The sequence below is a fragment of the Hydrogeniiclostridium mannosilyticum genome (assembly GCF_003268275.1).
GTDB lineage: Bacteria > Bacillota > Clostridia > Oscillospirales > Acutalibacteraceae > Hydrogeniiclostridium > Hydrogeniiclostridium mannosilyticum.
Map to the genome: position 1 here is coordinate 64835 of NZ_QLYR01000007.1, position 24452 is coordinate 89286.

The window sequence follows — 24452 nt, forward strand, 5'->3', positions numbered from 1 at the left end:
ATAGCTTGTATGTTTATACAACCCGGTAAAGGGTGAGGTGAGCGTGCTTCTTTGACAAATATACAGAGTGTATTATCTTAACTGCCGTTGCAGGATTATCCGCCGGACTTGCAGCTGCTGCAGGACAATATATAAATCCATGCATCTTATCTTTTATTTTAGTAGTCTTAGTAGTAGTCGCTGAAAAGTGGAAAAGTCCGCAAAACCGCGTGAGGCCTTTTTTTTCGAGGGAGAAGTTTTAAAAAAAGGGCTGTGGATAAATTGTGGATGTCTGTTGAAGCGGAGTTTTTCAACGGCTCGGTTGAAAACTGTGTGGGGAATGTTGAGAACTTGTTGATAAAAAAGAAAGCAAAAAAAGAAGAAGCGATTGCTCTGCGCGCTGTAAATACTCAGCGGTCGCGGATGTTTTTGATGATGTCCTCCACCGTGCTCTTCATCTTGCTGTCCTTGGCCAGCTTGATTTCAACCTGCTGGGTGGCGTAGACCACCGTGGAGTGGTCGCGCCCGCCGAACTCCTTGCCAATGGCCTCCATGGGCATTTGGGTGATCTCTCGGGCGATGTACATGGCTACCTGGCGGGCATTGGAGATGTTTGCGGAACGCTTGGCGGAACGGATGTCCGCGGAGGTCGCGCCGAAGGTGCGCGCGACCTCTTCAATAATTTTTTCTACAGTATAGGGGGCCGGCTGGCTGTTATTGATGATGTCGCTGATGGCGGCCTGGGCAGTATTGATGTTGAGCGGGTCCCCGTTGAGCAGGTAGAAGGCCTTCATTTTTTGACGGTGCCCTCAAGCTGCCGAATGTTGTTTTTGACACGGTTGGCGATGTATTCACAGACGTTGTCGGGCATGGCAATGCCCAGCAGCTCCGCCTTGCGCTTAATAATGGCGATGCGGGTTTCAAAATCGGGCGGCTGGATGTCGGCGGTCAGGCCCCATTCAAAGCGGGTAAGCAAACGTTCCTCCAGGGTGGCAATGTCCTTTGCCGGGCGGTCGGAGGTAAGCACAATCTGCTTTTTTGCCTCATACAGCGAGTTAAAGGTGTGGAAGAATTCCTCCTGTGTCGAATCTTTACCGGCGATAAACTGGATGTCGTCGACCAGCAGGATGTCGGCCTTGCGGTAACGCTGGCGGAACTGGGCCGTGGTGCCGTGGCGGATGGCCTCGATCATTTCATTGGTAAACTCGTCGCCCTTGGTGTAAATAATGTTCATGCTTGGGAAGGAGCGGGTGATTTCATTGCAGATGGCATAGAGCAGATGCGTCTTGCCCAGCCCGGAGTTCCCGTAAATAAACAGCGGGTTGTAAAGCGTTGCGGGCTTTGTGGAAACGGCCATGGACGCCGCGTGTGCAAATTTGTTGGAGGGGCCGACGATGAAGGTGTCGAAGGTAAATTCATAATCCTCGGTCGGCGGCTCGGGAATATCGTGCTGCGCGGGCGTTTCCTCCGGAATAATGAAGTTTAGCTCGATGCCCGGGCCAAAAACCTGCGCAATGGCGTCGGTGAGCAGATCCGTGTAGCAGCGCGTCAGCGTCTGGCGGTGGAACTCGTTGGGGACGCGCAGCACCGCCACTCCTGTGGTAAAATCAAGGTCAACCGGCTCGATGCGGCTGATCCAGGTTGTAAAAGCGACCTCCGTGATGCGGCTTTTGCAATATTCGCAGATCAGTTTCCAAGCTTCAGTAAAGGATTCCATAAAAACTAACCTAACCTTTCCATATCCCGCGGGGGATTAATTTTTTATGTAAACCGGTATGTAACCCACCCGAAACGGGGTTTTACTACCTAATTTTTAATAAGACGGCGCGCTGGCGCCAGGCCCTTTCCTTCATAAAAGCGGAGGGCGGCGGCTGAAAGGGCAAAAAAGGCAAAACGGAGAAAAAGCACGTCTTTTTCGCCTGCGTCAGCGAAAAAATGCGTACCTCCGGCAACGCCTACTGATAAACCAGTATAAACGGATCTGTCGCGGCAGACCTTACGGCGATTTCAGAACAATCCCGTCAGAAAGCGCCGAATACGGGTTTATAAAAATAAATAGACGATTTTATTAAGATTTATTTTATCATAAAAAAATAGACATTACAATCGGTTTTTCGCTTTTGTAAGGCCGCATGGGTTGAATTTCCCTTTTTACAAGATTTTTCCTCGTTCGTTTTAACAGGCCTGTATTTGGAAAATATGAACGCATTTTCGGCTGAAAATAGCGAATAACATGGCAAAGCATCCTTTTCCGGCATCATGTCCGGGTAAAAAAAGAGCCCTGCAAAAACCGTTGAAAAAATGAAGGGGCGTATGCTATCGTCTTTTCAAGAAACCCTGCCCGCCGCTTTTTTAGGTCATATTTTTATCATTATTATATCAGAGAAATAATAACTGGATATTGTGGTTGCAAAACGAACATGGGCCCTATTTATATGAAAAGGCGTCCGAGGGGATGGGTAAAACGCTGAAACGCGCGTGGATGCTAAATTTTTTGGTTGACAGGCCCCCAGGGTTTAGGCTATAATAGGAACTTGCAAAGGTCTTATGAATGCGGCAACCACCGTTTTAACGGCAGGGTTATGGATGCTTCCAGCATCGGGGAGCTCTTCCAGCACAGGCAGGACCGAAGCAATCATTTTGTCAAAGTTTTAATTTCCGAAAGGGGGTTTTTTCATGCTGAGAACCTATCAGCCCAAGAAGATCCATAGAAAGAAGGAACACGGGTTTAGGAAAAGAATGTCCACTAAAAACGGTCGTAAAGTACTCGCACGCCGCCGTGCAAAGGGAAGAGGACGTTTGACCTATTGAGTGCATGGCCACCTCGTGTGGCCTTTCTTTTTAGGCGCCGCTTTCAGCGGCGGCCCGGCATACGCCGCCCGGCCCGGATTATTCGGCCCGCGCTTGAAAGGGAATTTTTCTTGGAGTAAAGCATAATGGATGTTATTGTCCCAATGAAAGAAAACCGGGATTTTCGCCGGGTATATGCAAGGGGAAGGTCTTACGTCAGCCCTTCGCTTGTTACTTATGTGCTGAAAAACCGCAACGCCGCGCTGCGCGTGGGAATTACGACGGGGAAAAAGGTCGGCAATGCCGTAAAACGCAGCCGCTCCCGCCGGGTGATCCGCGAGGCGTACCGGCAGGCGTATCCGCGCCTGAAAAAGGGCTACGATGTTGTTTTTGTTGCCCGTGGGCGCACGCCTTTTGTAAAAAGCACGGAGGTTTACCGTGCAATGATGAAACATTTTAGAGATGCGGGTGTTTTGCAATGAAGCGCCTGCTTATTTGCTTTATAAAATTTTACCGGCGGTGCCTTTCACCCTTAAAAAGGCCCTGCTGTAAATATTACCCCACCTGCTCCACTTATGCGCTGGAGGCGCTGGAGCGCTTTGGCGCGGTAAAGGGTACTTTTTTAGCCGTTTACCGCGTGCTGCGCTGCAACCCGTTCAGCCGCGGCGGTTATGACCCTGTGCCGGAGCGGCGGCAGGCGGGCGGGTTTAAACGCATTGAGCGAAGAATCCCAAAAAAATAGCGTGGCCTGCGCCTGTTCCGCGCAGGAAAAAGGCGCGTTTGTTCTGGAAGAAAACGGACCGGCGTTTGCGCGAGGCTGCTGTTTTGTCTCTGGCTCCGCCTCGTGAAAAATGAAGAGGATTAATCCTTTGCAAGGAGTTTTGTAAATGTTTGAATTGTTTAATTGGTTTGGCAGCATCCTGGGCTATCTGCTGTGGTTCCTCTACTCTATTGTAAGAAACTACGGCGTCTCCATCTTGCTTTTTACAATTATTATGAAGCTGCTCATGTTCCCCTTTTCCATCAAGCAGCAGCGTTCCATGGCATCTCAGGCAAAGCTCCAGAAGAAGGTGAAGGAGCTTCAGGCTATTTATGGAAACGACAAGATGAAGCTGTCGGAAGAGACCCAGAAGCTCTATGCGAAGGAGGGCGCCAGCCCCACTGGCGGCTGCCTGCCGATGCTGATCCCGTTTCCAATCCTGTTCGGCATCTATTACTCCGTGCTCTATCCGCTGCAGAACGCCGTGCACTGCTCGGCCGAGCATGTTAAGCAGGCTATTTCCCTGCTCTCTCAGATTCCGGGCTTGAATATCTCCGCCTCCAACCAGTATGCGGAGATGGACATCATCAAGCATTTTGAGAGCCTAAAGCCCTATTTGACCAATATATTTACCCCCGATGAAATGAACAATATTGAGTTTTTCAGCCATGGATTCAACTTTCTGGGACTGAACCTGCTGGCTACCCCCAGCTCGGGCGGCTTTGCCTCCATGCTGTGGCTGATTCCCGTGCTGTGCTTGGTTTCCTCGCTGGTAACACAGTTTGTCACCATGAAGCTTCAGCCCGGCATGCAGCAGCAGGCCGGCTGCATGAAAGTAGTTATGTATGTCATGCCGCTCTTTACCGCCTATTTGGCGTTTATCATGCCTGCGGCCGTCGGTTTTTACTGGACGGCTCAGACGCTTATCAGCTTTATCCAGACGCTTGCGCTGCAAAGGTTTTACAGCCCGGCGGATTTGAACGCCAGGGCCGAGGCCGCGCGTATTGCCCTGAGGGATCAGGAGGAGGCTAAGATGAAGCCCCTGCCTTTGGAGACCCAGGCGCTTGTGCGGACCAAGCTGGAGGCCAAAAATTTGGGCTCGCAGCCGCAGAAGAAGAAAAATACGCAGGAAAAAAAGCAGTCTGCCGCCAAAAATAAGGGAACAAAAAATGCAAATGATTACCGTGGAGAGAAAAAGTAGAAGGGAAGCAAGAAAATAAAGCTGGGAAAACCCAGCTTTCCAGGAGGAATAGGTCTATGGTAAAGGAAGCAGTCGGTATTGGTGATACCATTGAAAAAGCAAAGGAAGACGCTTGTAAAAAGCTGGGGGTCGAGTCTTACGAAGCAGAATTTGAGGTATTAGAGCTTCCCGTAAAAAAGACGCTCGGTCTTTTCGGCGGCAGCCCGGCAAAGGTGCGCGCTTATATCGAGACAAGCCCCGCGGATGCGGCGGTGGCCTATCTGCGCAGCATTTTTTCCTGCATGGGCGTTTCCAATGTGGAGTTCAAGGTACAGGAGGAAGAAAACGGTGCGCTGATTTCCATTCAGGGCGAGGACATTGGCTTTATCATCGGCCATCGGGGGGAGACGCTGGACTCCCTGCAGTATTTGGCCGGCTTGGTCTCGAACCATGTGGACAACACCTATTACCGCATCACGCTGGACATTGGCAATTATCGTGAAAAACGGATGGAGACATTGACAATTCTCGGCAAAAAGATGGCGGCGAAAGCGCTGCGCATCGGCCGTAATTTCTCATTGGAGCCGATGAACCCCTATGAGCGGCGCATCATCCACACGGCGGTGCAGGATATTGAGGGGGCAAAATCCTGGAGTGAGGGCGAGGATCTGGCGCGCCATGTCGTGATTGGCCCTGTTGAGGGCGAGCGCGCGCCGCGCGGCAGGCGGGGCCCGCAGGGCGGCGGCAACGCAAACCGCCGCCATCCCTATGAGAAGCTTCCCGCAAACCGGGGCGGAAACAACCAGGGCGGCCGCGCACCGCGCAATTTTAACGAGGGCAGTGCCGCTGCGCCTGCAACGCCCATAAGGGCCAGGGTACAGGATGAGCCGCTGACCAACAAGAGCGAGCATAAGGGTCCCCTTTACGGGAAGATTGAAGTTCATAAATAAGACGATAAAAGGAGCCGGCCGGGTACCAACACCGGCCGGCTTTTTCCTTCACCCGAAAATGGTGGAATGGAAAGCGTACAGAAAGGAAGGACATATGGCGCAGGCTTTACAGGAAGCTCAGGCATTGGCCGCCGCGCCGGTTGCGGCGGTTTCAACGCCGCAGGCGCCGGGAGGGCTGGGGATCATCCGCATTTCCGGCGAGGGCGCCCAGCAGGTGGCGGACCGGGTGTTCCGGGCTAAAAGCGGAAAAAAGCTGGCGGAGCTGGAGGGCTACCGCGCGCTGTTCGGCGCTGTCTATGACGGGGACCAGGCGCTCGATGAGTGTGTGGCCCTGAATTACCGGGCTCCGGCGAGCTATACGGGTGAAAACACGGTGGAGCTTTCCTGCCATGGCGGCCTATATTTGCTGCGGCGTGTACTGCAGGCGGTTTTATCCGCCGGTGCGCGCCCTGCCGGTCCGGGTGAGTTTACCCGCAGGGCTTTTATGAACGGTAAGCTTGGCCTGACAGAGGCAGAGGCCGTCATGTCTCTGATTTCCGCCAAGGGCGAGCAGGAGGCCCGGGCGGCGCTGGCTGTGCATGGCGGTGCGCTGGAAAAGCGCATCCGCGCCTTGCGCCAGCGCCTGCTGGACACCGTAGCCCATTTGGAGGCCTGGGCCGATTACCCGGAGGATGAAATCCCGGAGGTGACCGGGGAGGGCCTAATGGAGACGCTGGCGGCGCTCGCGGGGGAAATGAAGGACCTGCTTGCCGGATTTGACGAGGGAAAGCTGCTGCGCGACGGCGTGGATACGGTCATCGCCGGAAGGCCGAACGTGGGCAAGTCCACGCTGATGAATTTACTCGCGGGCTGTGAACGCTCGATTGTGACGGAATTGGCGGGGACGACGCGGGATATTGTTGAGGAAACGGTTCTGCTTGGGGGGATTCCCCTGCGCTTGGCAGATACCGCCGGGCTGCGCCTGACGGAGGATCCGGTCGAGCGCATCGGTGTGGCTCGGGCCCGGGACCGCCTGGCATCGGCACAGCTGATTTTGGCGGTGTTTGATTCCTCCCAGCATTTGGACGAAGAGGATCGATCCTTAATTGCCGCTTGTAAGGGTGTTCCGGCGATCGCCGTTGTCAACAAAACAGACCTTCCCTCGTGTTTTCCAGAGGAGCTGCTCTCCGAGGCTTTTGCGGAACGGGTGCATATCTCCGCGGCTGCCGGGGAGGGCCTGCCGGCACTGCGGGATGCTGTACAGCGGGTGCTGCACCTCAGCCACCTGGAGGGGGATGCGACGGTTTTGCTCAATGAACGCCAGCGCGATGCCGCCGCGCGGGCCGGGGAATGTCTGAACGAGGCGCTCGATGCGCTGAAAAGAGGAATGACGTTTGACGCGGTAACCGTTTCACTGGAGGGCGCGGTCTCCGCGCTGCTGGATCTGACCGGAGAGCGTGCAACAAACGCGGTGGTGGATCGCGTCTTTTCTCAATTTTGTGTAGGTAAATAATGAAAACAGTTTAAATCATAATATTATAGTAATGATAAGGAGGATTACGGCATGAAGCGTTATATGCGTAATAATGAGGGGGTCTCTGTCAAACGCAACATCCTGATCTTGCTGGCGGCACTGGATGTCGTGGCAATTTTTGCCGCTACCGGCCTATTGATTTTTTATTATGGGCTTTCCTTTCCGGTGGTCAGTGTGTTTATGTTGATGATTATGATTATTTCTCTTCCGTTTTGCCTGGTTTTTTGGTTCATCGGCAAGAAGGCAAGCGTTTTTTCGGATATGATCCGGCGCGGGTTTATGGTCGGGGCTTTTTTAGCGCCGTTGTTATTTATTTGGGCGGGAATTGAAGCAATTGTTACGCTTGTTTTTGGATGAGGCGCGGCTGAATCCGGGATTTGCATCAGACAGATAAGAGAGAAGATCAGAGGGAAAACAGATATGGAATATAATGCGGGTTTCTATGACGTGGCGGTTATTGGCGCGGGCCATGCCGGCATTGAGGCCGCGCTGGCCAGCGCTCGCCTCGGCTGCTCCACGGTGATTTTTACCATCAATATGGATGCGGTGGGGAACTGCCCCTGTAACCCGTCCATTGGCGGCACGGCAAAGGGGCATTTGGTACGCGAGATCGACGCCCTCGGCGGCGAAATGGGCCGTACGGCGGATGCCGCCATGCTGCAGAGCCGTATGCTCAACAAAGGCAAGGGACCCGCGGTACATTCGCTGCGCGCACAAATTGACCGGCGGGAGTATTCAAAGCTGATGAAGCATAAGCTGGAGCTGCAAGAGCGCCTACAGCTGAAGCAGGCAGAAATTGTAGCCCTTGACCGCCGTCCAGACGGCGTCTGGAGCCTGGTAACACGCATGAAGGCGCGCTATACGGCAAAGGCAGTGGTGATTGCTACCGGCACCTTTTTAGGCGGCAGAATCTTTGTCGGCGATGTTTCCTTTGAAAGCGGCCCGGACGGCATGTTTCCGGCTGCCTTTTTAGGGGAATCTCTGAAAAAGCTGGGCCTGAGCCTGCGGCGCTTTAAAACCGGGACGCCTGCCCGTGTTTTACGCGGGAGCATCGATTTTACTGATCTTGAGCTGCAGGAGGGGGATGAACCTGTTGTTCCCTTTTCATACGACACCTGTACCCCTCTTCGTAATAAGGCCGTGTGCCATATGAGCTGGACGAATGATAAAACCAAAGAAGTCATCTTGAAAAATATTCACCGTTCCGCCATGTACAGCGGAAAAATAGAAGGGGTCGGCCCGCGTTACTGTCCTAGCCTGGAGGATAAAATTGTCCGCTTTCCAGATAAAAAGCGCCATCAGCTTTTTATTGAGCCCTGTGGGTTGGACACAGAGGAGATGTACCTGCAAGGCATGAGCAGCAGCCTGCCCGAGGAGGTGCAGGTGCAGTTTTACCGGACTATCAAGGGCCTGGAGCATGTGGAGATTATGCGCCCCGCCTATGCAATTGAGTATGATTGTGTGGATCCCCTACAGTTGAGCGCGTCTATGGAATTTTTGGATTTGCCCGGCCTTTATGGCGCGGGACAGTTTAACGGCAGCTCCGGCTACGAGGAGGCCGCGGCCCAGGGATTTGTGGCGGGGGTAAATGCCGCGCTGAAGATACAGGGCCGAAAGCCCATGATTTTAGACCGGTCCAGCTCTTATATCGGTACATTGGTGGACGATTTGATTACGAAGGGCGTTACGGATCCCTACCGCATGATGACCTCGCGCAGCGAATACCGCCTTGTTTTGCGGCAGGACAATGCGGATGAGCGCTTGACCCCCATAGGCAGGGAGATTGGCCTTATTGACGATGAACGCTGGAAACGGTTTCTCAGCAAGCAGCAACAAAAGCGTGCGGAACTGGAGCGCGCGGAGAATACGGTATTTTCACCCACACCGGAGCTGAACGGCATTCTTGTTTCACGTGGAACATCGCCGGTGCAGACCGGGGTGCGGCTTGCGGATTTGCTGCGGAGGCCGGAGCTGGACTATGAGGCGCTGGCGCCTGTTGATGCCGGGCGTCCGAATTTACCCGCGCCTGTTTTTGAGGCAGTTGAAATCGAATTGAAATATGAGGGATATATCCGGCGCCAGCAGGCTGATATTGCGGAGATGCGGCGTTTGGAGGAGAGAACGCTGCCGCAGGGAATGGATTATGCCAATATTACCGGTTTGCGAATGGAGGCAAGGGAAAAGCTGCAAAAGGTACGGCCGGCAAATATCGGCCAGGCTTCTCGCATCAGCGGCGTCAGTCCGGCGGATATTTCCGTGTTGCTGATATGGCTTGCCAAAATGGAAGAGGGCCGGACAGGGGTTCAATGAAACGGCTGCCCATAGAAAAATGCGCCGAAGACATTGCCCGTAAAAGCTTGGTAGCGCCAGGGAACCGGCGCGAGGGCGTTTACAAGCGAGCAGGTAAGCTGGGCGAGAGCTTTTGCGGAAAAGGAGGAACAGTGGAGCGGTGATTGATCTTTTATGAAATAAAAAATCAGAGCCAGCGCAACTTGTTCTAATGTGGCAAAGAATACCCGCAAGCGATCGTAGTACAAGCCCGCAAAAGCTTGGTAGCGTCAGGGAACCGTCGCGAGGGCGTTTACAAGCGAGCAGGTGAGCTGGGCGAGAGCTTTTGCGGAAAAGGAGGAACAGTGGAGCGGCGGCTGATTTTTTATGAAATAAAAAATCAGAGCCAGCGCAACTTGTTCCGACGTAGGAGAAGGTTTTTTAATGGCCCGCGTAATACGTGCGGGCCGTTTGTGCATGGAGAGAAGATCGGGCTAAACAAAGAGGGGCGTTGCAGCCGCCAAAGGAGAAGATGAAAATGTCAGAGATAACAGAAGCACTTATGCGCTTGTTCGCGGAAAATAAAGTAGGCTGTACAGAACAGCAGGCGCAGCAAATGACAGATTACCTCCTCCTTCTCAAGGAGTGGAGTGGAAAGATGAATTTGACCACCATCTTGGAGGAAAACGAGATGATGGTCAAGCATTATTTGGACAGCGCGTTGTTGCTGCAAGCAATCGCGTCGGAGGAGACAGCTCAACCCTTGCTGAACAGCAGCCTGAATTGGATCGATGTGGGAACCGGCGCGGGATTTCCCGGCATGGTGGTCAAGCTTCTGCGGCCCGGCGACACAATGACACTGCTTGACAGCCTGCAAAAGCGGTTGACCTTTTTACAGGAGGTAGCAAACCGGATCGGCGTCGATGTTTCGCTGCTTCACCAGCGCGCGGAGGATGCGGGCCGGGAGCAAGGGCTGCGTATGCAATTTGATGTCGCTACGGCCCGGGCGGTCGCGCCGCTTTACCGTTTGTGCGAGTATTGCCTGCCCTTTGTAAAAATGGGCGGAATTTTTGCGGCAATGAAGGGCCCAAAAGGGGAGGAGGAGCTGGAAGAGGCGCGCAAAGCTATCCGTGTGCTGGGGGGGAAGGTGCGGAAGGTCTGCGCTTATCGGCTTCCGGACGGCGATGAGCGCCGGGTGATCCTCATTCAGCGCGTTGCGCCGCTCAACCGGCTTTATCCCAGGCCGGCAGCCAAAATAAAAAAAGAGCCGTTGCTGTAAAACTTAAGGAATCGAAAAAAATAAAGGAGCTGTATAAAAGCACGGCTCCTGTTTCTCTTAGCCGTCCTCTATTTACAAGACGGTGCGAGGGGGCAAGGGGCGCAACCAGTTTTCCACTATTGAAAAAATAAATGTGGAAAAAATTACCATTATTTCTAATTATTACCTCTTTTTACCACCTTTATCTGCGAAATAAAGAACGAATGCGCCAAAATAATGTTCATTGACCGGCGCATATTATGACACGATGCTTATGCTTGGTATGCTATCTTTTAGGTAAAGAAATTGCTCCCTTGTGGACAAGCCAAACGCGGCCTTCAGCATAGGGCCCAGCATCAATGGGAAAAGAGAAAGGTGGGAAAGGCTGGCGTGTTTTCCACGGCAGCTTAACAACATGTTGAATTTAATGGATAAACGTAAGGTTGTACAGATTCCCCTGGAGCGGGTTGCTCCGAATCCCGCTCAGCCCCGCCAGGTTTTTCGCGAGGAGGAATTGAGAGGGCTGGCGGAAAGCCTGCGTCAGAACGGCCTGTTGCAGCCGATCTCCGTGCGCAAAAACGGTGCGGGCTATGAGCTGATTGCCGGCGAACGCAGACTGCGGGCGGCAAAGCTGCTCGGGTGGAGGTCCATAGCAGCCATTGTCAACGAATGTGATGCCGGGCAAAGCGCCGTCCTGGCAATGACGGAGAACATGCAGCGCCAGAACCTGGGCGTATTTGAGGAGGCCGAGGGCCTGCGCAGGCTGATAGAGCGCTGGGGTGTCACACAGGAGGAAGCTGCCCTGCGGCTGGGGAAAAGCCAATCCGCACTTGCCAATAAGCTTCGCCTGCTGAAGCTGAGGGACAGCGAGCGGGACGCGATAAACCGGGCCGGGTTAACGGAGCGGCACGCGCGTGCGCTGCTGCGTATTTGCGATGAAAAGCAACGGGAGCATGCGCTGGGCGTCATTATTGAAAAAGGCTGGAATGTTGCCAAAAGCGAGGAATATATCGACCGGCTCCTGCAGGGAGAGGCGGCAAAGCCCAAAAAGAAGCGTCCGACCATGGTGGTAAAGGATGTACGTATTTTTATGAATACGCTGCGCCATGCGGTGGATACCATGAAGAAAAGCGGTATCGCCGCCCAGAGCCGGCAGAATGAGACAGAGGAATATATTGAATATATGGTACGCATTCCCAAGGCGGCCGCGGAGGCGGCCCGGTTACCGGCTGGCTCGCCAATTTCAACCTTTCCGGTAAAGCGGACAGGCTGAAGGAAGCGGCAATCCTAAATTAATTTTGCTTACAAGGAAAAACCCATTCCCTTTTTGTTTATATCCCTTTTGTAAAACAGGAGCAGCTATGCTGCTCCTGTTTTACATTGTAAGGAAAACGCCGCCAGGCCATTAAAAATGGAACCAATGGAAAACTGCCGGGCATATGAGGCTGGCGGCTGAAACGAGGGGGCCTAAATTTCTGCAGGCGCAGCCAAGCATTCGTCCTTGCAGAAAGAGACGCTCGTTTGCAGCCGGTAAGCCAAGAAAAAATTTAATTGCTGCTTAGGCTTTTATTTTATTATTCTGTAAAGAAAAGTGGAATGAAAGGCGCCTGCCTTCAGGGCCAGTCAATGTTTCACATGAAACATTACAGGAAAATTGATTCAGAGCCTTTTCCTTCATATCATTTGATGCTATAATAATGATGCAATAATAAATGCATCAAGGGCAAAAATATAACCGGCAGGATCTTGTTTTTGCCCCGCGCCCATGAACACAACAGGAAAGGGGAGTACAGGTTTGGGTAAAATAATCGCAGTGGCAAACCAGAAAGGCGGCGTGGGTAAAACAACCACGTCCGTCAACCTTTCCGCAGCCATCGGCGCAAAAGGGAAAAAGGTCCTATTGGTGGATATTGACCCGCAGGGCAATACATCCAGCGGCGTAGGAATTGACCGGCGCAAGCAGGGAAAAACCATGTATGATGTATTGATCGGCGAGGCAAAGGCGGAAGAAATTTGCCTGCACACCGAATTTCAGGGCCTGGATCTGCTGCCCTCGGGCATGGAGCTGGCAGCTGCTGAAATTGAATTGGTGGACTTTGACCACCGTGAAGCAATTCTGCGGGCCGCGCTGGCGCCTCTGCGCGGGCAATATGATTATATCTTTATCGACTGCCCGCCCTCCCTGGGCCTGATTACCACCAATGCCCTCTGTGCAGCAGATTCTCTGCTGGTCCCAATCCAGTGCGAATATTATGCGCTGGAGGGGCTCTCCCAGCTGATGAACAGCGTTCGCCGCGTTAAACGGCAATATAATGAACAGCTGGAGATTGAGGGCGTACTGCTCACCATGTATGACGGACGCCTGAACCTTACCCAGCAGGTGGTCAATGAGGTAAAAAAGTATTTTCCCCGCAAGGTTTTTGCAACGGTGATCCCCAGGGCTGTGCGGCTTTCAGAGGCGCCGAGCTTTGGAAAACCAATAGAGTATTTCGACCGCAACAATAAGGGCGCCTATGCCTATAGCGCTCTGGCAGAGGAAATTCTCAGGCTCAATGCCTGACACAGAAAAAAAGAGACTGGCAATCGGGCTGATAGAACGATATACAACACACTGGCTGGTACTGAGGCAAAGCGTTATGCCGCCTCGGCATCAAAGCATCATGAATAACGGGATAGGAGCGATAGAATGGCTTCAAAAAAAGGCGGTCTGGGCAAGGGCCTGGACGCAATTTTTGCAGAGAATGATACAGAAGACCGCAACGCGGCCATTGCCTTAAAAACCAGTGAGATCGAGCCGAACCGGGAGCAGCCCCGTAAGGATTTTGACGAAAAAGCTTTGTCTGAGCTGGCGGATTCCATCTCACAGCACGGCGTGCTGCAGCCGCTGCTGGTCCGCCCGCTGATGGGGGGTGGCTACCAGATTGTAGCCGGCGAGCGGCGTTGGCGTGCCGCCCGAATGGCAGGCGTCACCGAGGTACCGGCGGTGATTCGGGAGCTGACGGACAGCGAGGTCATGGAGCTGGCCCTCATTGAAAACCTGCAGCGCGAGGATCTAAACCCGCTTGAAGAGGCCCGCGGCTATCAGGCGCTGATGGAGCAGTACGGGCTGACACAGGAGGAGGTCTCCCGCACGGTGGGAAAATCAAGGCCGGCCATTGCCAATGCGCTGCGGCTGTTGAACCTGCCCGAAGAGGTCCTGCAAATGTTGGAGGAGGGTGCGCTGTCCGCGGGGCATGCCCGCACACTGCTGAGCTTCAAGCGCCGGGAGGATATGCTGGAGGCTGCCAAGCTTGCGGTGGAAAAGGAGCTCTCGGTGCGAGAGCTGGAACGGCTGGCAAAACGGGTCAACGACGAAGTCGGGGAGCCGGAACCGGTAAGGCCGAGGCGGAAGCCGCGTTATTTTGAAGAGGCCGAGCTGGCGCTGCACAACCATTTGGGCAGAAGGGTGGCCATCTCCGGGAACCAGAAAAAGGGTATGCTGCAAATTGAGTTCTACGGGGAAGAGGATTTGACGGAGCTAATGAAATTGTTTGACCGGGATTGATTTTCCACAGAACAGCGCCCCGGCGGTTGAAAACAAAGGAAAAGAAACGGAAGGAAAAGGAGCAGGTAGTATTATGCTGGATATTAAATTAATTCGGAGCAATCCGGAGGCGGTCAAGGCAGGCATCCGCAAAAGAGAGATGGACCTGGACGCGGTGGTGGATGAGATTTTGTCCATCGATGAGAAGCGCCGTGAATTGACCGGGCATGCGGAATCCATGAAGGCGGAGCAAAACGCAATGACCAAAAGGATCCCGGCCATGAAAAAGGCGGGCGAGGACACCTCCGCGCTGATGGCGGAAATGAAGGAGCTGTCGGAAAAGGTCAAAGAGGCCAATGCCGGGCTGAGCGAGTGGGAAGAGAAGCAGCGGGAGCTGATGCTGAGCCTGCCCAACCTGCCGGACGAGGATGTCGCCGCGGGCGGCAAGGAGCAGAATGTGCCGGACCACTACTTTAAGGAAAAGCCGGTATTTGATTTTGAAGCAAAAAATCATGTGGATCTGTGCGAGTCCCTGGGGCTGATTGATTATCAGCGCGGCGCTAAAATTGCCGGAAACGGGGCCTGGGTCTACCGCGGCGCCGGCGCGCGCCTGGAATGGGCGCTGCTCAACTTTTTTGTCAGCGAGCATTTAGCCGACGGGTATGAGCTGGTTTTGCCGCCGCATATGCTCAACTATGAGTGCGGCTATGTGGCAGGACAGTTCCCAAAATTCGGCGAGGAGGTATATTGGATTCAAAATCCCACCTCCGCGGACAAAAAGTTTATGCTGCCAACGGCTGAGACGGCACTGGTTAATCTTCACCGGGATGAGATCCTCAGCGAAGAAGAGCTTCCGCGCAAATACATCGCTTATACGCCCTGCTACCGCCGGGAGGCGGGAAGCTACCGCAGCGAAGAGCGCGGAATGATCCGCGGCCACCAGTTCAACAAGGTGGAAATGGTGCAGTACACGACGGAGGAGGGCTCCGGCCAGGCCTTTGCAGAGCTGGTCGGCAAAGCGGAAAGCCTGGTACAAAAGCTCGGCCTGCACTACCGCTTGAGCCGTCTGGCCGCCGGGGACTGCTCGTTCTCCATGGCTAAAACCTATGATATTGAAGTCTGGATTCCCAGCATGGGCATTTATAAAGAGGTCAGCTCTGCCTCGAATGCGCGCGCTTACCAGGCCCGCCGCGGCAATATAAAATACCGCGGCGCGGACAAAAAGCTGCATTTCGCGCACACGCTCAATGCTTCCGGGCTGGCGACCAGCCGTGTGCTGCCCGCCATTGTCGAGCAGTATCAGAACGCCGACGGCAGTGTAACCGTGCCGGAGGTGCTGCGTCCGTTCATGGGCGGACAGGAAGTGATTAAATAACCCGGCTATTCAATATCCGGCGAGGATATTGGGCGCTCGGGGCAAGGCGGAAGCGCTGTTCCTTGGAACGGCGCTTCCGGCCGCAGATAAACGGCTGTTTCACCGGCGGGGAACGAGCAAAAACGAATCAACGCATGGCTGAATGAAGGGGATAAAATAGCATGGAAGATCAAAAGCAAATTGTAAAAATAGAGGAGTACTGCCGCACCGTCCGTGTGGCCAGCTATGAGGTGGGGGCTCAGAGCACCCTAAAGCTCAGCGCCCTGCTGCATATGTGCCAGGAGACCAGCGAGAACCATCTCGCCGCCCTGGGCATCGGGTACCAGAAGATGAAGGAGGACGGGATTGTATTCCTGATTATTACCAACGCGGTTAAAATTCACCGCATGCCTGCCAATGCGGAAATTGTAACGATTAAAACGCATCCGCGCGGCAGCAATAAGGCGCAGTTTTACCGGGATTTTCAGATTTATGCCGGGGAGGAGCTGCTTGCCGGTGTGATGCAGAGCAGCGTAGCCGCCAATCCGCTGAATCATAAAATTCTGCGGCCGCAGGAGTTTTACGCCTATGGTATTTTTGTAGATGAACGGGTCGCGCCGGAGGACCGCCTCACCCGCATCCGTGCCAAGGGCCTGGAGCCGCTCGGCGAGCGTGTGGTGCGCTATTCGGACCTGGACTACAACGGGCACATTAACAATACCATCTACGGGGATATTTTTGAGGACTTCATCCCGGGCGGTATGATGGGCCGCTGCCTGCGCGCGGTTCAAATTGATTATATTAACGAGAGCATGCTGGGCGAGACGCTGGAGCTTTTCGGCGGGGAGGAGGACGGCGTGGTTACCCTGCAGGGCTTCAACCCGCGCGGCCTGGGCTTTTCCGCGCGCGCGTTGGTGGAGGATTCACCGGCGGAGTAAACGCGGTAAAAAAGGGCCAGAACAGCCGCAGGAAGCACGGCTAGTTTTGTCGGGGTTGTTCATTGAAAAGAAGGCTGTAATATGGTATAATGGCTGAAAACCAAGTTTTCAGCAAAAAGCCCCCGAATCGGGGCGAGGCCCCTCCCGCGCGAGAGCGCGGCGAGTACTTTTAGAGGCCGCCGGTAGAGGCTCCGGAAAAACAACGGGGCAGGGTTAAGCCAGCTGCTGTCCGCCGGGCGAAGAGGCTGAAAACCAAGTTTTCAGCAAAAGCCCCCGGATCGGGGCGAAGCCCTATATTTTCAGCTGCTGGGCTTTTTTATACATCAATTTATAATATGCGTGGAGGGACTACAATGGCGTATTTTTACAATGAACCGAGCCATACGTTTGACGAATACTTGTTGATTCCGGGGTACTCCTCTGCGGAGTGCATTCCCGCCAATGTCAGCCTGAAAACGCCGGTAACGCGCTATAAAAAAGGGGAGAAGCCGGCGATTGAGATGAACATCCCCCTGACATCGGCTATTATGCAGTCGGTCTCCGACGACCGCATGGCGGTTGCCCTGGCAAAGGAGGGCGGCATCTCGTTTATCTATGGTTCTCAGTCCGTTGAGGCCGAGGCCGCCATGGTTGCACGCGCTAAGGCTTATAAGGCCGGCTTCGTTGTCAGCGACTCCAACATCCAGCCAAGCTGCACGCTGGGCGACATCCTGGAACTCAAGGAGAAAACAGGCCACTCCACGGTGGCGGTAACGGATGACGGTACGGCAAACGGCAAGCTGCTGGGGATTGTCACCGGGCGGGATTACCGCGTGAGCCGTATGCCGGAGGATCTGCCGGTCTCCGCGTTTATGACGCCTGCTGCGGAGCTGATTACAGCCCCGAGGGGCACCACGCTTTCGGAGTGCAACGATATTATATGGGAGCACAAGCTAAACTCCCTCCCCATCGTCGATGAAAACGGGCATTTGGTCTATATGGTCTTCCGCAAGGATTACGCCAACCACAAGGAAAACCCCAATGAGCTGCTAGACGACCAGAAGCGCTACGTGGTGGGCGCAGGCATCAACACCCGCGATTATGCTGAGCGTGTGCCGGCGCTGCTGGAGGCCGGCGCGGATATTCTGTGCATCGATTCCTCCGAGGGCTTCAGTGAATGGCAGAAGCGCACCATTGATTGGGTACGCGCGCGCTATGGCGGCAGCGTCAAGATCGGCGCGGGCAACGTAGTGGATGCCGAGGGGTTCCGCTTTTTGGCGGACTGCGGAGCGGATTTTGTCAAAATCGGCATCGGCGGGGGCTCCATCTGCATCACGCGTGAAACAAAGGGGATTGGGCGCGGCCAGGCGACGGCGGTCATCGATGTGGCGAAGGCGCGGGATGAGTATTTTGAAGAGACCGGCATCTATGTGCCGATTTGTTCCGACGGCGGCATTGTTTATGACCACCATGTTACGCTGGCGCTGGCAATGGGCGCGGATTTCGTGATGCTGGGCCGTTATTTCTCCCGCTTTGACGAATCCCCCACCAATAAGGTCAACGTCAACGGTACCTATATGAAGGAGTACTGGGGCGAGGGCAGCAACCGTGCGCGCAACTGGCAGCGCTATGACCTGGGCGGCAGCAAGAAGCTCTCCTTTGAAGAGGGCGTGGATTCCTACGTGGCCTATGCGGGCAGCCTGAAGGATAATGTCAGCCTGACGCTGAGCAAGGTGAAATCCACCATGTGCAACTGCGGCGCGCTGACCATACCCGAGCTGCAGCAGCGGGCAAAGCTGACGTTGGTTTCTGCGGTGAGCATCAAGGAGGGCGGTGCCCACGATGTTGTGCTGAAGGACACCAACATGACCAGAATGAAATAATCACGCGAATTTTTTGATTATTTCAGAAAATATCTTGACAAAACCGGACAAACTATATTATAATAAAATACGCTCCGCATCACATTTGTGCGGCGGAGCATAAATGGCGGCATAGCTCAGTTGGCTAGAGCATTCGGTTCATACCCGGAGTGTCACTGGTTCAAGTCCAGTTGCCGCTACCAATTCGGCCCGGTGGTCAAGCGGTTAAGACACCGCCCTTTCACGGCGGTTTCACGAGTTCGAATCTCGTCCGGGTCACCAATTTTTATAGCAAGTTACAGGGGTTTATTCCTCTTGTAACCTATGGACGCATAGCTCAGCTGGTTAGAGCGCTCGCCTCACACGCGAGAGGTCATGGGTTCGAGTCCCCTTGTGTCCACCACATACATGCGGTGAGCACACGCTTACCGCCTTTTGTTTAGTTTGGGCCCATGAAATGGGTGTGTTGGCTGGACAAAAGCGGGCCGCCGGACCGGCCTGAAACCCTACAACCAGTAAAGGCGTATTGCCGGGGCGGTTATGCCAATCGGAAGAACAGAGAACCGCTTTAGAGCGGTTTTTCTTATTTTTGGAGATGAACCCCCGGCGTGAGAAGGCGCCGCTTGCCTGAGGCCGGCGGCTGAGAACACAAGGAAGAAAGCGAGGATTTTTTATGAATAAACGGATTGCGGCGGTTTTGCTTTCGGCAGTGGTCTGCATGGGTTCTTTGACGGCGTGCGGTATGGGCGGCGAGGTTTCCAGCGCCGTTTCCGGTACAGAGAGCGGCTCCGCCTCCAGTGCGCTGACCCCAAAAGCGGAGTCCGAGGTAGCGGACAGCCTCGACGGCCTGGCTGAATTTATGCTGACAAACGGCTATGTGAGCGGTGAAAAGGCCGAAATGAAGGGCGACTTTATCGGCGCGAAGGAAACCGGCTATAAATATCTGTTTTCCGCGGCGGGCGGAACCAGCAATGTGCGCGTGGAGCTGTATGAGTATGACCCGGAAAATTTGAACGACACGGCAAAAGCGGTTCTTGAGAGCGTTAAGGCCAATGGCAGCTTCGACCTGATTGGGCAGACCGTCACAGGAGCCTATATCTCCAACAGCGGAAAGTACTTGATGATCTATGTGGATACCAGCCTCAACGACGGCGCTGCCGAGAATATTGAGCTGCGCGACAAGGCGGTCAAGGCCTTCCAGGAATTTAAGGCCTGACAGGGCCCCTTCGCAGGGATTACCGGGCGGTACAGGCGAAATATTTTTAAAGAGCTAAAAGCGGGGAGTATTCCCGGCGCGTATAAAAGCCTCCGGGCCCCATTTGGGCCTGGAGGCTTTTGTTAACAGGGCTTCCGCATAAATCTGTAGTGAAAGGGGGAGATCGCATGGAACGGCTGATTTTTCATATTGATGTCAACAGCGCCTATCTTTCTTGGGAGGCCGCCCGGCGGGTGGCGGCAGGGGAACCCGATATCCGTTTGGTTCCCTCCGCCATCGGGGGGGACCGCGAGAAGCGCACCGGGATCATTTTGGCAAAATCAATTCCGGCGAAGCAATACCATGTCCGTACAGGGGAGCCGGTGAGCATGGCGCTGCGAAAGTGCCCCGGCCTGCTGTTGCTGCGGCCCGATTTCCGCCTTTATGAGAAAAATTCGCGCGCGTTCATGCAGATTTGCCGCAGATATGCGCCGGTGGTGGAAAAGTTCTCCATTGATGAATGCTTTCTGGATATGACCGGTACGGGGTCAATTTACCCGGATCCAACCGCGGTTGCAGGCGCCATCAAGGATGCCATTCGTGAAGAGCTGGGGTTCACGGTAAACGTCGGCATCGGCCCCAATAAAATCCTGGCAAAAATGGCAAGCGACTTTGAAAAGCCGGATAAGGTGCACACGCTGTTTACCGCGGATATTGAGGAAAAGCTATGGCCGCTGCCGGTGCGGGAGTTGTTCTCGGTTGGCGGCGCAACGGCGGAAAAGCTGGAAAAGGCGCATATTCGCACCATTGGGGACCTGGCGAATGCGGAGCTGCGGCGGGTGCAGCTGCTGCTGGGGAAAAAGCCGGGGCAGCAGATTTGGGACTACGCCAATGGCCGGGACGACTCGCCGGTGTTGGCGGAGCCCGAAAAGGCGAAGGGCTATAGCATCTCGACAACACTGGAGGCGGATGTCACCACGCTGCCGGAAGCCCACAACATTTTATTGCTGCTGGCGGATGGCGTCACCAGGCGCATGCGGGCCGACCAGGCAAGGGGCGGCTGCGTAGCGGTCACAATCCGCGGCAGGGATTTTAAAAACCATTCGCACCAGCGAAAGCTGGCCGAGCCGACGGATATTACCAGCGAGGTATACGCGGAGGCAAAGCTGCTGCTGGCGGAGCTGTGGAAACAGCGGGTTCCCCTCCGCTTGCTCGGCCTTTCCATGACGGATATTCAGTTTGGTGATACCGCTCAGCTCAGCCTGTTTGCGGACGCGAAAAAAGAAAAGGAGCGCAGGCTCGACCAGGCGATGGACAGCCTGCGCAATGCCTTTGGAACGGACGCCGTGGTGCGGGGGGCCGTCTACCATTCCCAGCTTCAGGTAGGGAAAAAATATGAAGCGCAGCTGAAAAACCGCCGGGATGGCGACGCGGGGCAGAAAAACGGAGAGTAGGATGATAAAACCGGCTCCTGTTAGTAATTTTTGCTGCCGTATTGCAGCCATGCTCGGAAAAGGCAGAGCCATTGGATGTAGAGAATATCGCCGGAAGCGGGCAGCGGGGGCAGAATCGAGCTCATAGGCGATGACCGATCCGCTGTATTGTGCCGGGCAGCGCGTGATATGACCTTTCCCCGCGCCGATTTCCAGCACGGTGTCATGTTTGGTCAGGCAGGCGTGCCGGACCAGGCGTTCAATGGTCCGCTTGCTGGTGAGAAAATTTTGAGATATGGAAAGGGGCAGCCCTTGCGCTTGTTTTTTGGACATAAAAAATACACCTCATTTTCATTCGTTGCTGAAAATTAGGCGCAGCAAAGCACACCGGCGTTCATCGGTGCAGCTGCGCAATATCAGCGAATACGAATGATACAAGCATACATGAGGCGTATAAACTCTCCTTATTATACAAATTGTATTTATTTTCCCGGAGCGGAAAATGGGCAGAGCTTCTTTATAAAAGCATAACACATAATTTTGTTGGTTACAAGCGAGGAACCGTATTTTCCACCAAAGCTCCTCCTTGCTGTTGAAAACCGGACGGCCGGCAGGAAAACGTTTTCTTTTTGCTTGACGGGCAGAGGATGAACCGATATAATGGCGTCATAAGAGGAAAATATTCCGTTCTGCCGTAAGGGCGGACGGTAAAAAAGCAGCAAGGAGGAGCTTTTTATGGCGTTTATTTATGAAGGGAACAAGCGCCGCGCCATCAGCTTTCCCCTGGGGGGAATCGGCAGCGGCTGCATCGGCCTGTCCGGCTATGGGCAATTGGTCGATTGGGAGATTTTTAACCGCCCAAACAAGGGCAGCAGCAACGGTATGACGCATTTTGCCGTTAAGGCTGAGGCGGACGGAGAGGTGCTGGACGCGCGGGTCCTGCATGCGGACATTGAGAAGGATTGTGCCGGTTCCTTTTCCGAGCAGAACTTTGGGCACGGCGTGCCGCGGACGGCGCTGATGGGCCTGCCGCATTTCCGCAGCAGTGTTTTTCGGGGCGCGTTTCCGTTTGCACAGATTGATTTTGACGATGGGGGCGCGGCGGATTCCTTCCCGGGCAAGGTCAGCCTGGAAGCCTTCAACCCTTTTATTCCCACCAATGAGGACGACTCGTCCCTGCCCGCGGCATTTTTTACCTATACGGTGGAAAATACCACCAACCGCACACTGACCTATACGCTGGCGGGCTCGCTGAAAAACCCGTTTTCTGAAAAGGGCGGGGAAAACCGTTATGAGCAGCGGGGCGGATGCCACGTGCTGCACCTTTGCGACCGTGCGCATGCGCCGGAGGATTTTGCCTACGGCGATTTAACCCTGGCGACCGATGCCGGGCAGGTGGATTGCCAGGAATATTGGTTTCGCGGCGTTTGGTTTGACCATATCGGCGTATTCTGGAAAAATTTTACCGCGCCCGGCCCGCTGAAAAACCGCCGCTATGAGCAGACGGCCCCGGCGGATGATGTGGGGACGCTCGCGGCCCGGATGACGCTGAAGCCCGGCGAGAAGAGGGCGGTGCGCTTTATCATCAGCTGGAACCTGCCCAATAACCATAATTATTGGCTGGAGGAAAACGGCGGCGTTCCCTACACGGAGCGGGATTTCGCCCGTGAGAACAGCGCGTTTAAAAATGCCTGGCGGAATTACTATGCCACGCTGTTCGCGGACTCCGCGGCCACCGCCGTTTACGGGCTGGAGAACTGGGCGCGCCTGTACGAGGGGACAAAGCTGTACCAGGAGGCGCTCTTTGGCTCAACGCTTCCGCCGGAGGCGCTGGATGCGGTTTCGTCGTCGGTGTCTGTGCTGAAGAGCCCCACCGTGCTGCGCCTGGAGGACGGCTCCCTCTATGGGTGGGAGGGCTGCAACGCCGCCACGGGCTCCTGTGAGGGCTCCTGCACGCATGTTTGGGCCTATACCTATGCCATGTGCTTTTTATTCCCACGGCTGGAGCGTTCCATGCGCAACCTGGAGTATGAATACGATTATAAGCCGGACGGTGGGCTGGCGTTCCGCCTGATGCTGCCATTGGGGCGTGAGCCCTGGGGCTTCCGTCCCTGCGCGGACGGGCAGTTTGCCACCATTTTTAAAACCTACCGGGAGTATAAAATCTGCGGCGATGCGGACTGGTTACGGGCGAAATGGCCCCGGGTCAAGCGTTCGCTGGAATATGCCTGGAGCCCGGAGAACTACGATGCCTGGGACCCACAGCAGACCGGCGTGCTTTCGGGGCGCCAGCATCACACGCTGGATATGGAGCTTTTTGGCCCTAATTCCTGGCTGGAGAGTATGTACCTGGCGGCCCTGAAGGCCGGTGCCGAGATGGCGGCTGTTGTCAATGACTCGGAGAGCGAGGCTAGGTTCCGCGCCGTCTTTGAGAAGGGCAAGGCCTGGTCAGAGGAGCATCTTTTCAACGGAGAGTATTTTTTCCAGCAAATAGACCTTACGGATAAAGAGCAGCTGCTTCAATATAATCAGGGAGACACCATTGTCGGCGGCGATGCCCTGGGCGCTTACTGGAGTGATGAGCTCGGCGAGGTCAAGTATCAGGTGGGCGAGGGCTGCGCCATCGATCAGGTGCTGGGCCAGTGGCACGCAAACGTCATCGGGCTGGGCGAGGTTTTGGACCGCGGCAAGGTTCGCTCCGCCTTGCGGTCGATTTACCGCTATAATTACAAGCCGTCCCTGCGCGGGCATGTTAACCCGTGCCGCGTCTACGGCTTGGATGACGAGAGCGGCACGCTGATCTGCGCCTACCCGGAAGGCCGCCGGGAGCCGGTGATCCCCGTTCCCTATGCCCAGGAAACCATGCACGGCTTTGAGTACCAGGCCGCGGTGCATATGGTTCAGGAGGGCATGCTGGAGGAGGGGTTGGATCTGATTCGCGGCGTTCGCGAACGCTACGACGGTGAAAAGCGCAACCCCTGGAATGAGATTGAGTGTGGCTCCAACTATGCCCGCTCCATGGCATCGTTTGCCCTGCTGCAGGCTTATTCCGGCATGACCTTTGACATGGGGCGGCGCTGCCTGGGTTTTGCCCCGGTGGTTGAAGGCGATTTTACCTGTCTGTGGTCGCTGGACAGCGGGTTTGGCGTAGTAGAGCTTCAGGGAAGCCATGCCGTGCTGCGGGTGCTGTATGGCAGCCTGACACTGGAGAGGCTGGCCCTAACACACCCCGGACTAGAAGGCAGCGCGTCGGTCGCGCTGAGCGGGCGGCCCGTTGATTGCAGGACGGCGGACGGCGTGCTGGCCTTCACGGAGCCGGTCAGGATTGAGGCCGGAGAGGCGCTGGAGGCTGTTTTTGCAGGAATTTAACGCGCTAAATATGCCAAGGCTGAAAGCCGAAAGCCGTGCCGTGCGGATGACAGCAGGCAGCCGGAGCAGATAGAGAAAATGGGGCCTATGGACCCGAGAAT

At 54.9% G+C, this 24452-nt stretch carries 20 protein-coding genes, 3 tRNA genes and 1 pseudogene; 21 read left to right on the plus strand and 3 right to left on the minus strand.

Annotated elements, in window-relative coordinates; genetic code table 11:
- Positions 1 to 389: 389 nt before the first annotated feature.
- Positions 390 to 773 (minus strand): helix-turn-helix domain-containing protein, encoded by a 384-nt coding sequence (locus DPQ25_RS15335; protein ID WP_407928162.1) that lies wholly within the window; start codon positions 771 to 773, stop codon positions 390 to 392.
- Positions 770 to 1696, minus strand: a complete 927-nt coding sequence (gene dnaA, locus DPQ25_RS10420) for a chromosomal replication initiator protein DnaA (protein WP_407928163.1) — start codon at positions 1694 to 1696, stop codon at positions 770 to 772. Before dnaA ends, DPQ25_RS15335 begins: the two co-directional genes overlap by 4 nt.
- A 959-nt stretch (positions 1697 to 2655) precedes the next feature.
- Here dnaA and rpmH point away from each other — a divergent pair.
- From rpmH to DPQ25_RS10525, 20 genes are all read left to right on the plus strand, one after another.
- Entirely contained in the window at positions 2656 to 2790 is a 135-nt protein-coding gene (rpmH, locus tag DPQ25_RS10430) for a 50S ribosomal protein L34 (protein ID WP_112333123.1), read from the plus strand.
- Positions 2791 to 2915: 125 nt separating this feature from the next.
- Positions 2916 to 3251, plus strand: coding sequence for a ribonuclease P protein component (gene rnpA / locus DPQ25_RS10435; RefSeq protein WP_112333124.1), 336 nt, complete (start codon positions 2916 to 2918; stop codon positions 3249 to 3251).
- On the plus strand, positions 3248 to 3511 hold the full coding sequence (gene yidD, locus DPQ25_RS10440; protein ID WP_112333125.1) for a membrane protein insertion efficiency factor YidD: 264 nt from the start codon (positions 3248 to 3250) through the stop codon (positions 3509 to 3511). Before rnpA ends, yidD begins: the two co-directional genes overlap by 4 nt.
- Before the next feature lie 145 nt (positions 3512 to 3656).
- Positions 3657 to 4730 carry a YidC/Oxa1 family membrane protein insertase gene (locus tag DPQ25_RS10445; RefSeq protein ID WP_112333126.1) on the plus strand — a complete coding sequence of 358 codons (1074 nt, stop codon included), beginning with the start codon at positions 3657 to 3659 and terminating at the stop codon, positions 4728 to 4730.
- 56 nt (positions 4731 to 4786) lie between these two features.
- Positions 4787 to 5659, plus strand: a complete 873-nt coding sequence (jag, locus tag DPQ25_RS10450) for an RNA-binding cell elongation regulator Jag/EloR (RefSeq protein WP_112333127.1) — start codon at positions 4787 to 4789, stop codon at positions 5657 to 5659.
- A gap of 94 nt (positions 5660 to 5753) precedes the next feature.
- Positions 5754 to 7151: a tRNA uridine-5-carboxymethylaminomethyl(34) synthesis GTPase MnmE gene (gene mnmE / locus DPQ25_RS10455; RefSeq protein WP_112333128.1), complete on the plus strand. Its 1398-nt coding sequence runs from the start codon at positions 5754 to 5756 to the stop codon at positions 7149 to 7151.
- Positions 7152 to 7202: 51 nt separating this feature from the next.
- Positions 7203 to 7529: a hypothetical protein gene (locus DPQ25_RS10460; RefSeq protein WP_112333129.1), complete on the plus strand. Its 327-nt coding sequence runs from the start codon at positions 7203 to 7205 to the stop codon at positions 7527 to 7529.
- 63 nt (positions 7530 to 7592) lie between these two features.
- Positions 7593 to 9482 carry a tRNA uridine-5-carboxymethylaminomethyl(34) synthesis enzyme MnmG gene (mnmG, locus tag DPQ25_RS10465; RefSeq protein WP_112333130.1) on the plus strand — a complete coding sequence of 630 codons (1890 nt, stop codon included), beginning with the start codon at positions 7593 to 7595 and terminating at the stop codon, positions 9480 to 9482.
- Between the two features lie 496 nt (positions 9483 to 9978).
- Positions 9979 to 10719, plus strand: a complete 741-nt coding sequence (gene rsmG / locus DPQ25_RS10470; protein ID WP_112333131.1) for a 16S rRNA (guanine(527)-N(7))-methyltransferase RsmG — start codon at positions 9979 to 9981, stop codon at positions 10717 to 10719.
- Between the two features lie 394 nt (positions 10720 to 11113).
- On the plus strand, positions 11114 to 11971 hold the full coding sequence (locus DPQ25_RS10475) for a ParB/RepB/Spo0J family partition protein (RefSeq protein ID WP_112333172.1): 858 nt from the start codon (positions 11114 to 11116) through the stop codon (positions 11969 to 11971).
- Positions 11972 to 12493: 522 nt separating this feature from the next.
- Positions 12494 to 13258 carry a ParA family protein gene (locus DPQ25_RS10480; RefSeq protein ID WP_112333132.1) on the plus strand — a complete coding sequence of 255 codons (765 nt, stop codon included), beginning with the start codon at positions 12494 to 12496 and terminating at the stop codon, positions 13256 to 13258.
- Positions 13259 to 13384: 126 nt separating this feature from the next.
- A complete protein-coding gene (locus DPQ25_RS10485) occupies positions 13385 to 14242 on the plus strand; it encodes a ParB/RepB/Spo0J family partition protein (RefSeq protein ID WP_112333133.1) in 858 nt (285 codons plus the stop codon).
- A 73-nt stretch (positions 14243 to 14315) separates the two neighbouring features.
- Positions 14316 to 15596 (plus strand): serine--tRNA ligase, encoded by a 1281-nt coding sequence (gene serS / locus DPQ25_RS10490; protein WP_112333173.1) that lies wholly within the window; start codon positions 14316 to 14318, stop codon positions 15594 to 15596.
- 161 nt (positions 15597 to 15757) lie between these two features.
- Positions 15758 to 16513 (plus strand): acyl-[acyl-carrier-protein] thioesterase, encoded by a 756-nt coding sequence (locus DPQ25_RS10495; RefSeq protein WP_112333134.1) that lies wholly within the window; start codon positions 15758 to 15760, stop codon positions 16511 to 16513.
- Between the two features lie 353 nt (positions 16514 to 16866).
- Positions 16867 to 18375: an IMP dehydrogenase gene (locus tag DPQ25_RS10500; protein ID WP_112333135.1), complete on the plus strand. Its 1509-nt coding sequence runs from the start codon at positions 16867 to 16869 to the stop codon at positions 18373 to 18375.
- Between the two features lie 105 nt (positions 18376 to 18480).
- Positions 18481 to 18557, plus strand: a tRNA-Met gene (locus tag DPQ25_RS10505).
- A gap of 4 nt (positions 18558 to 18561) precedes the next feature.
- Positions 18562 to 18636 (plus strand) — tRNA-Glu (locus tag DPQ25_RS10510).
- 44 nt (positions 18637 to 18680) lie between these two features.
- Positions 18681 to 18757, plus strand: a tRNA-Val gene (locus DPQ25_RS10515).
- A 270-nt stretch (positions 18758 to 19027) separates the two neighbouring features.
- Complete coding sequence (locus DPQ25_RS10520) at positions 19028 to 19570, plus strand: hypothetical protein (RefSeq protein WP_112333136.1); 543 nt, start codon at positions 19028 to 19030, stop codon at positions 19568 to 19570.
- A 167-nt stretch (positions 19571 to 19737) separates the two neighbouring features.
- Positions 19738 to 21003, plus strand: coding sequence for a DNA polymerase Y family protein (locus DPQ25_RS10525; protein ID WP_112333137.1), 1266 nt, complete (start codon positions 19738 to 19740; stop codon positions 21001 to 21003).
- A gap of 153 nt (positions 21004 to 21156) precedes the next feature.
- Here DPQ25_RS10525 and DPQ25_RS15340 read toward each other — a convergent pair.
- Positions 21157 to 21315 (minus strand): annotated as a pseudogene (locus tag DPQ25_RS15340) (rRNA adenine N-6-methyltransferase family protein); the annotation flags it as partial.
- 402 nt (positions 21316 to 21717) lie between these two features.
- Between DPQ25_RS15340 and DPQ25_RS10540 the strand changes: the two are divergent.
- Positions 21718 to 24351: a GH116 family glycosyl-hydrolase gene (locus tag DPQ25_RS10540; protein ID WP_112333139.1), complete on the plus strand. Its 2634-nt coding sequence runs from the start codon at positions 21718 to 21720 to the stop codon at positions 24349 to 24351.
- Positions 24352 to 24452: the final 101 nt, after the last annotated feature.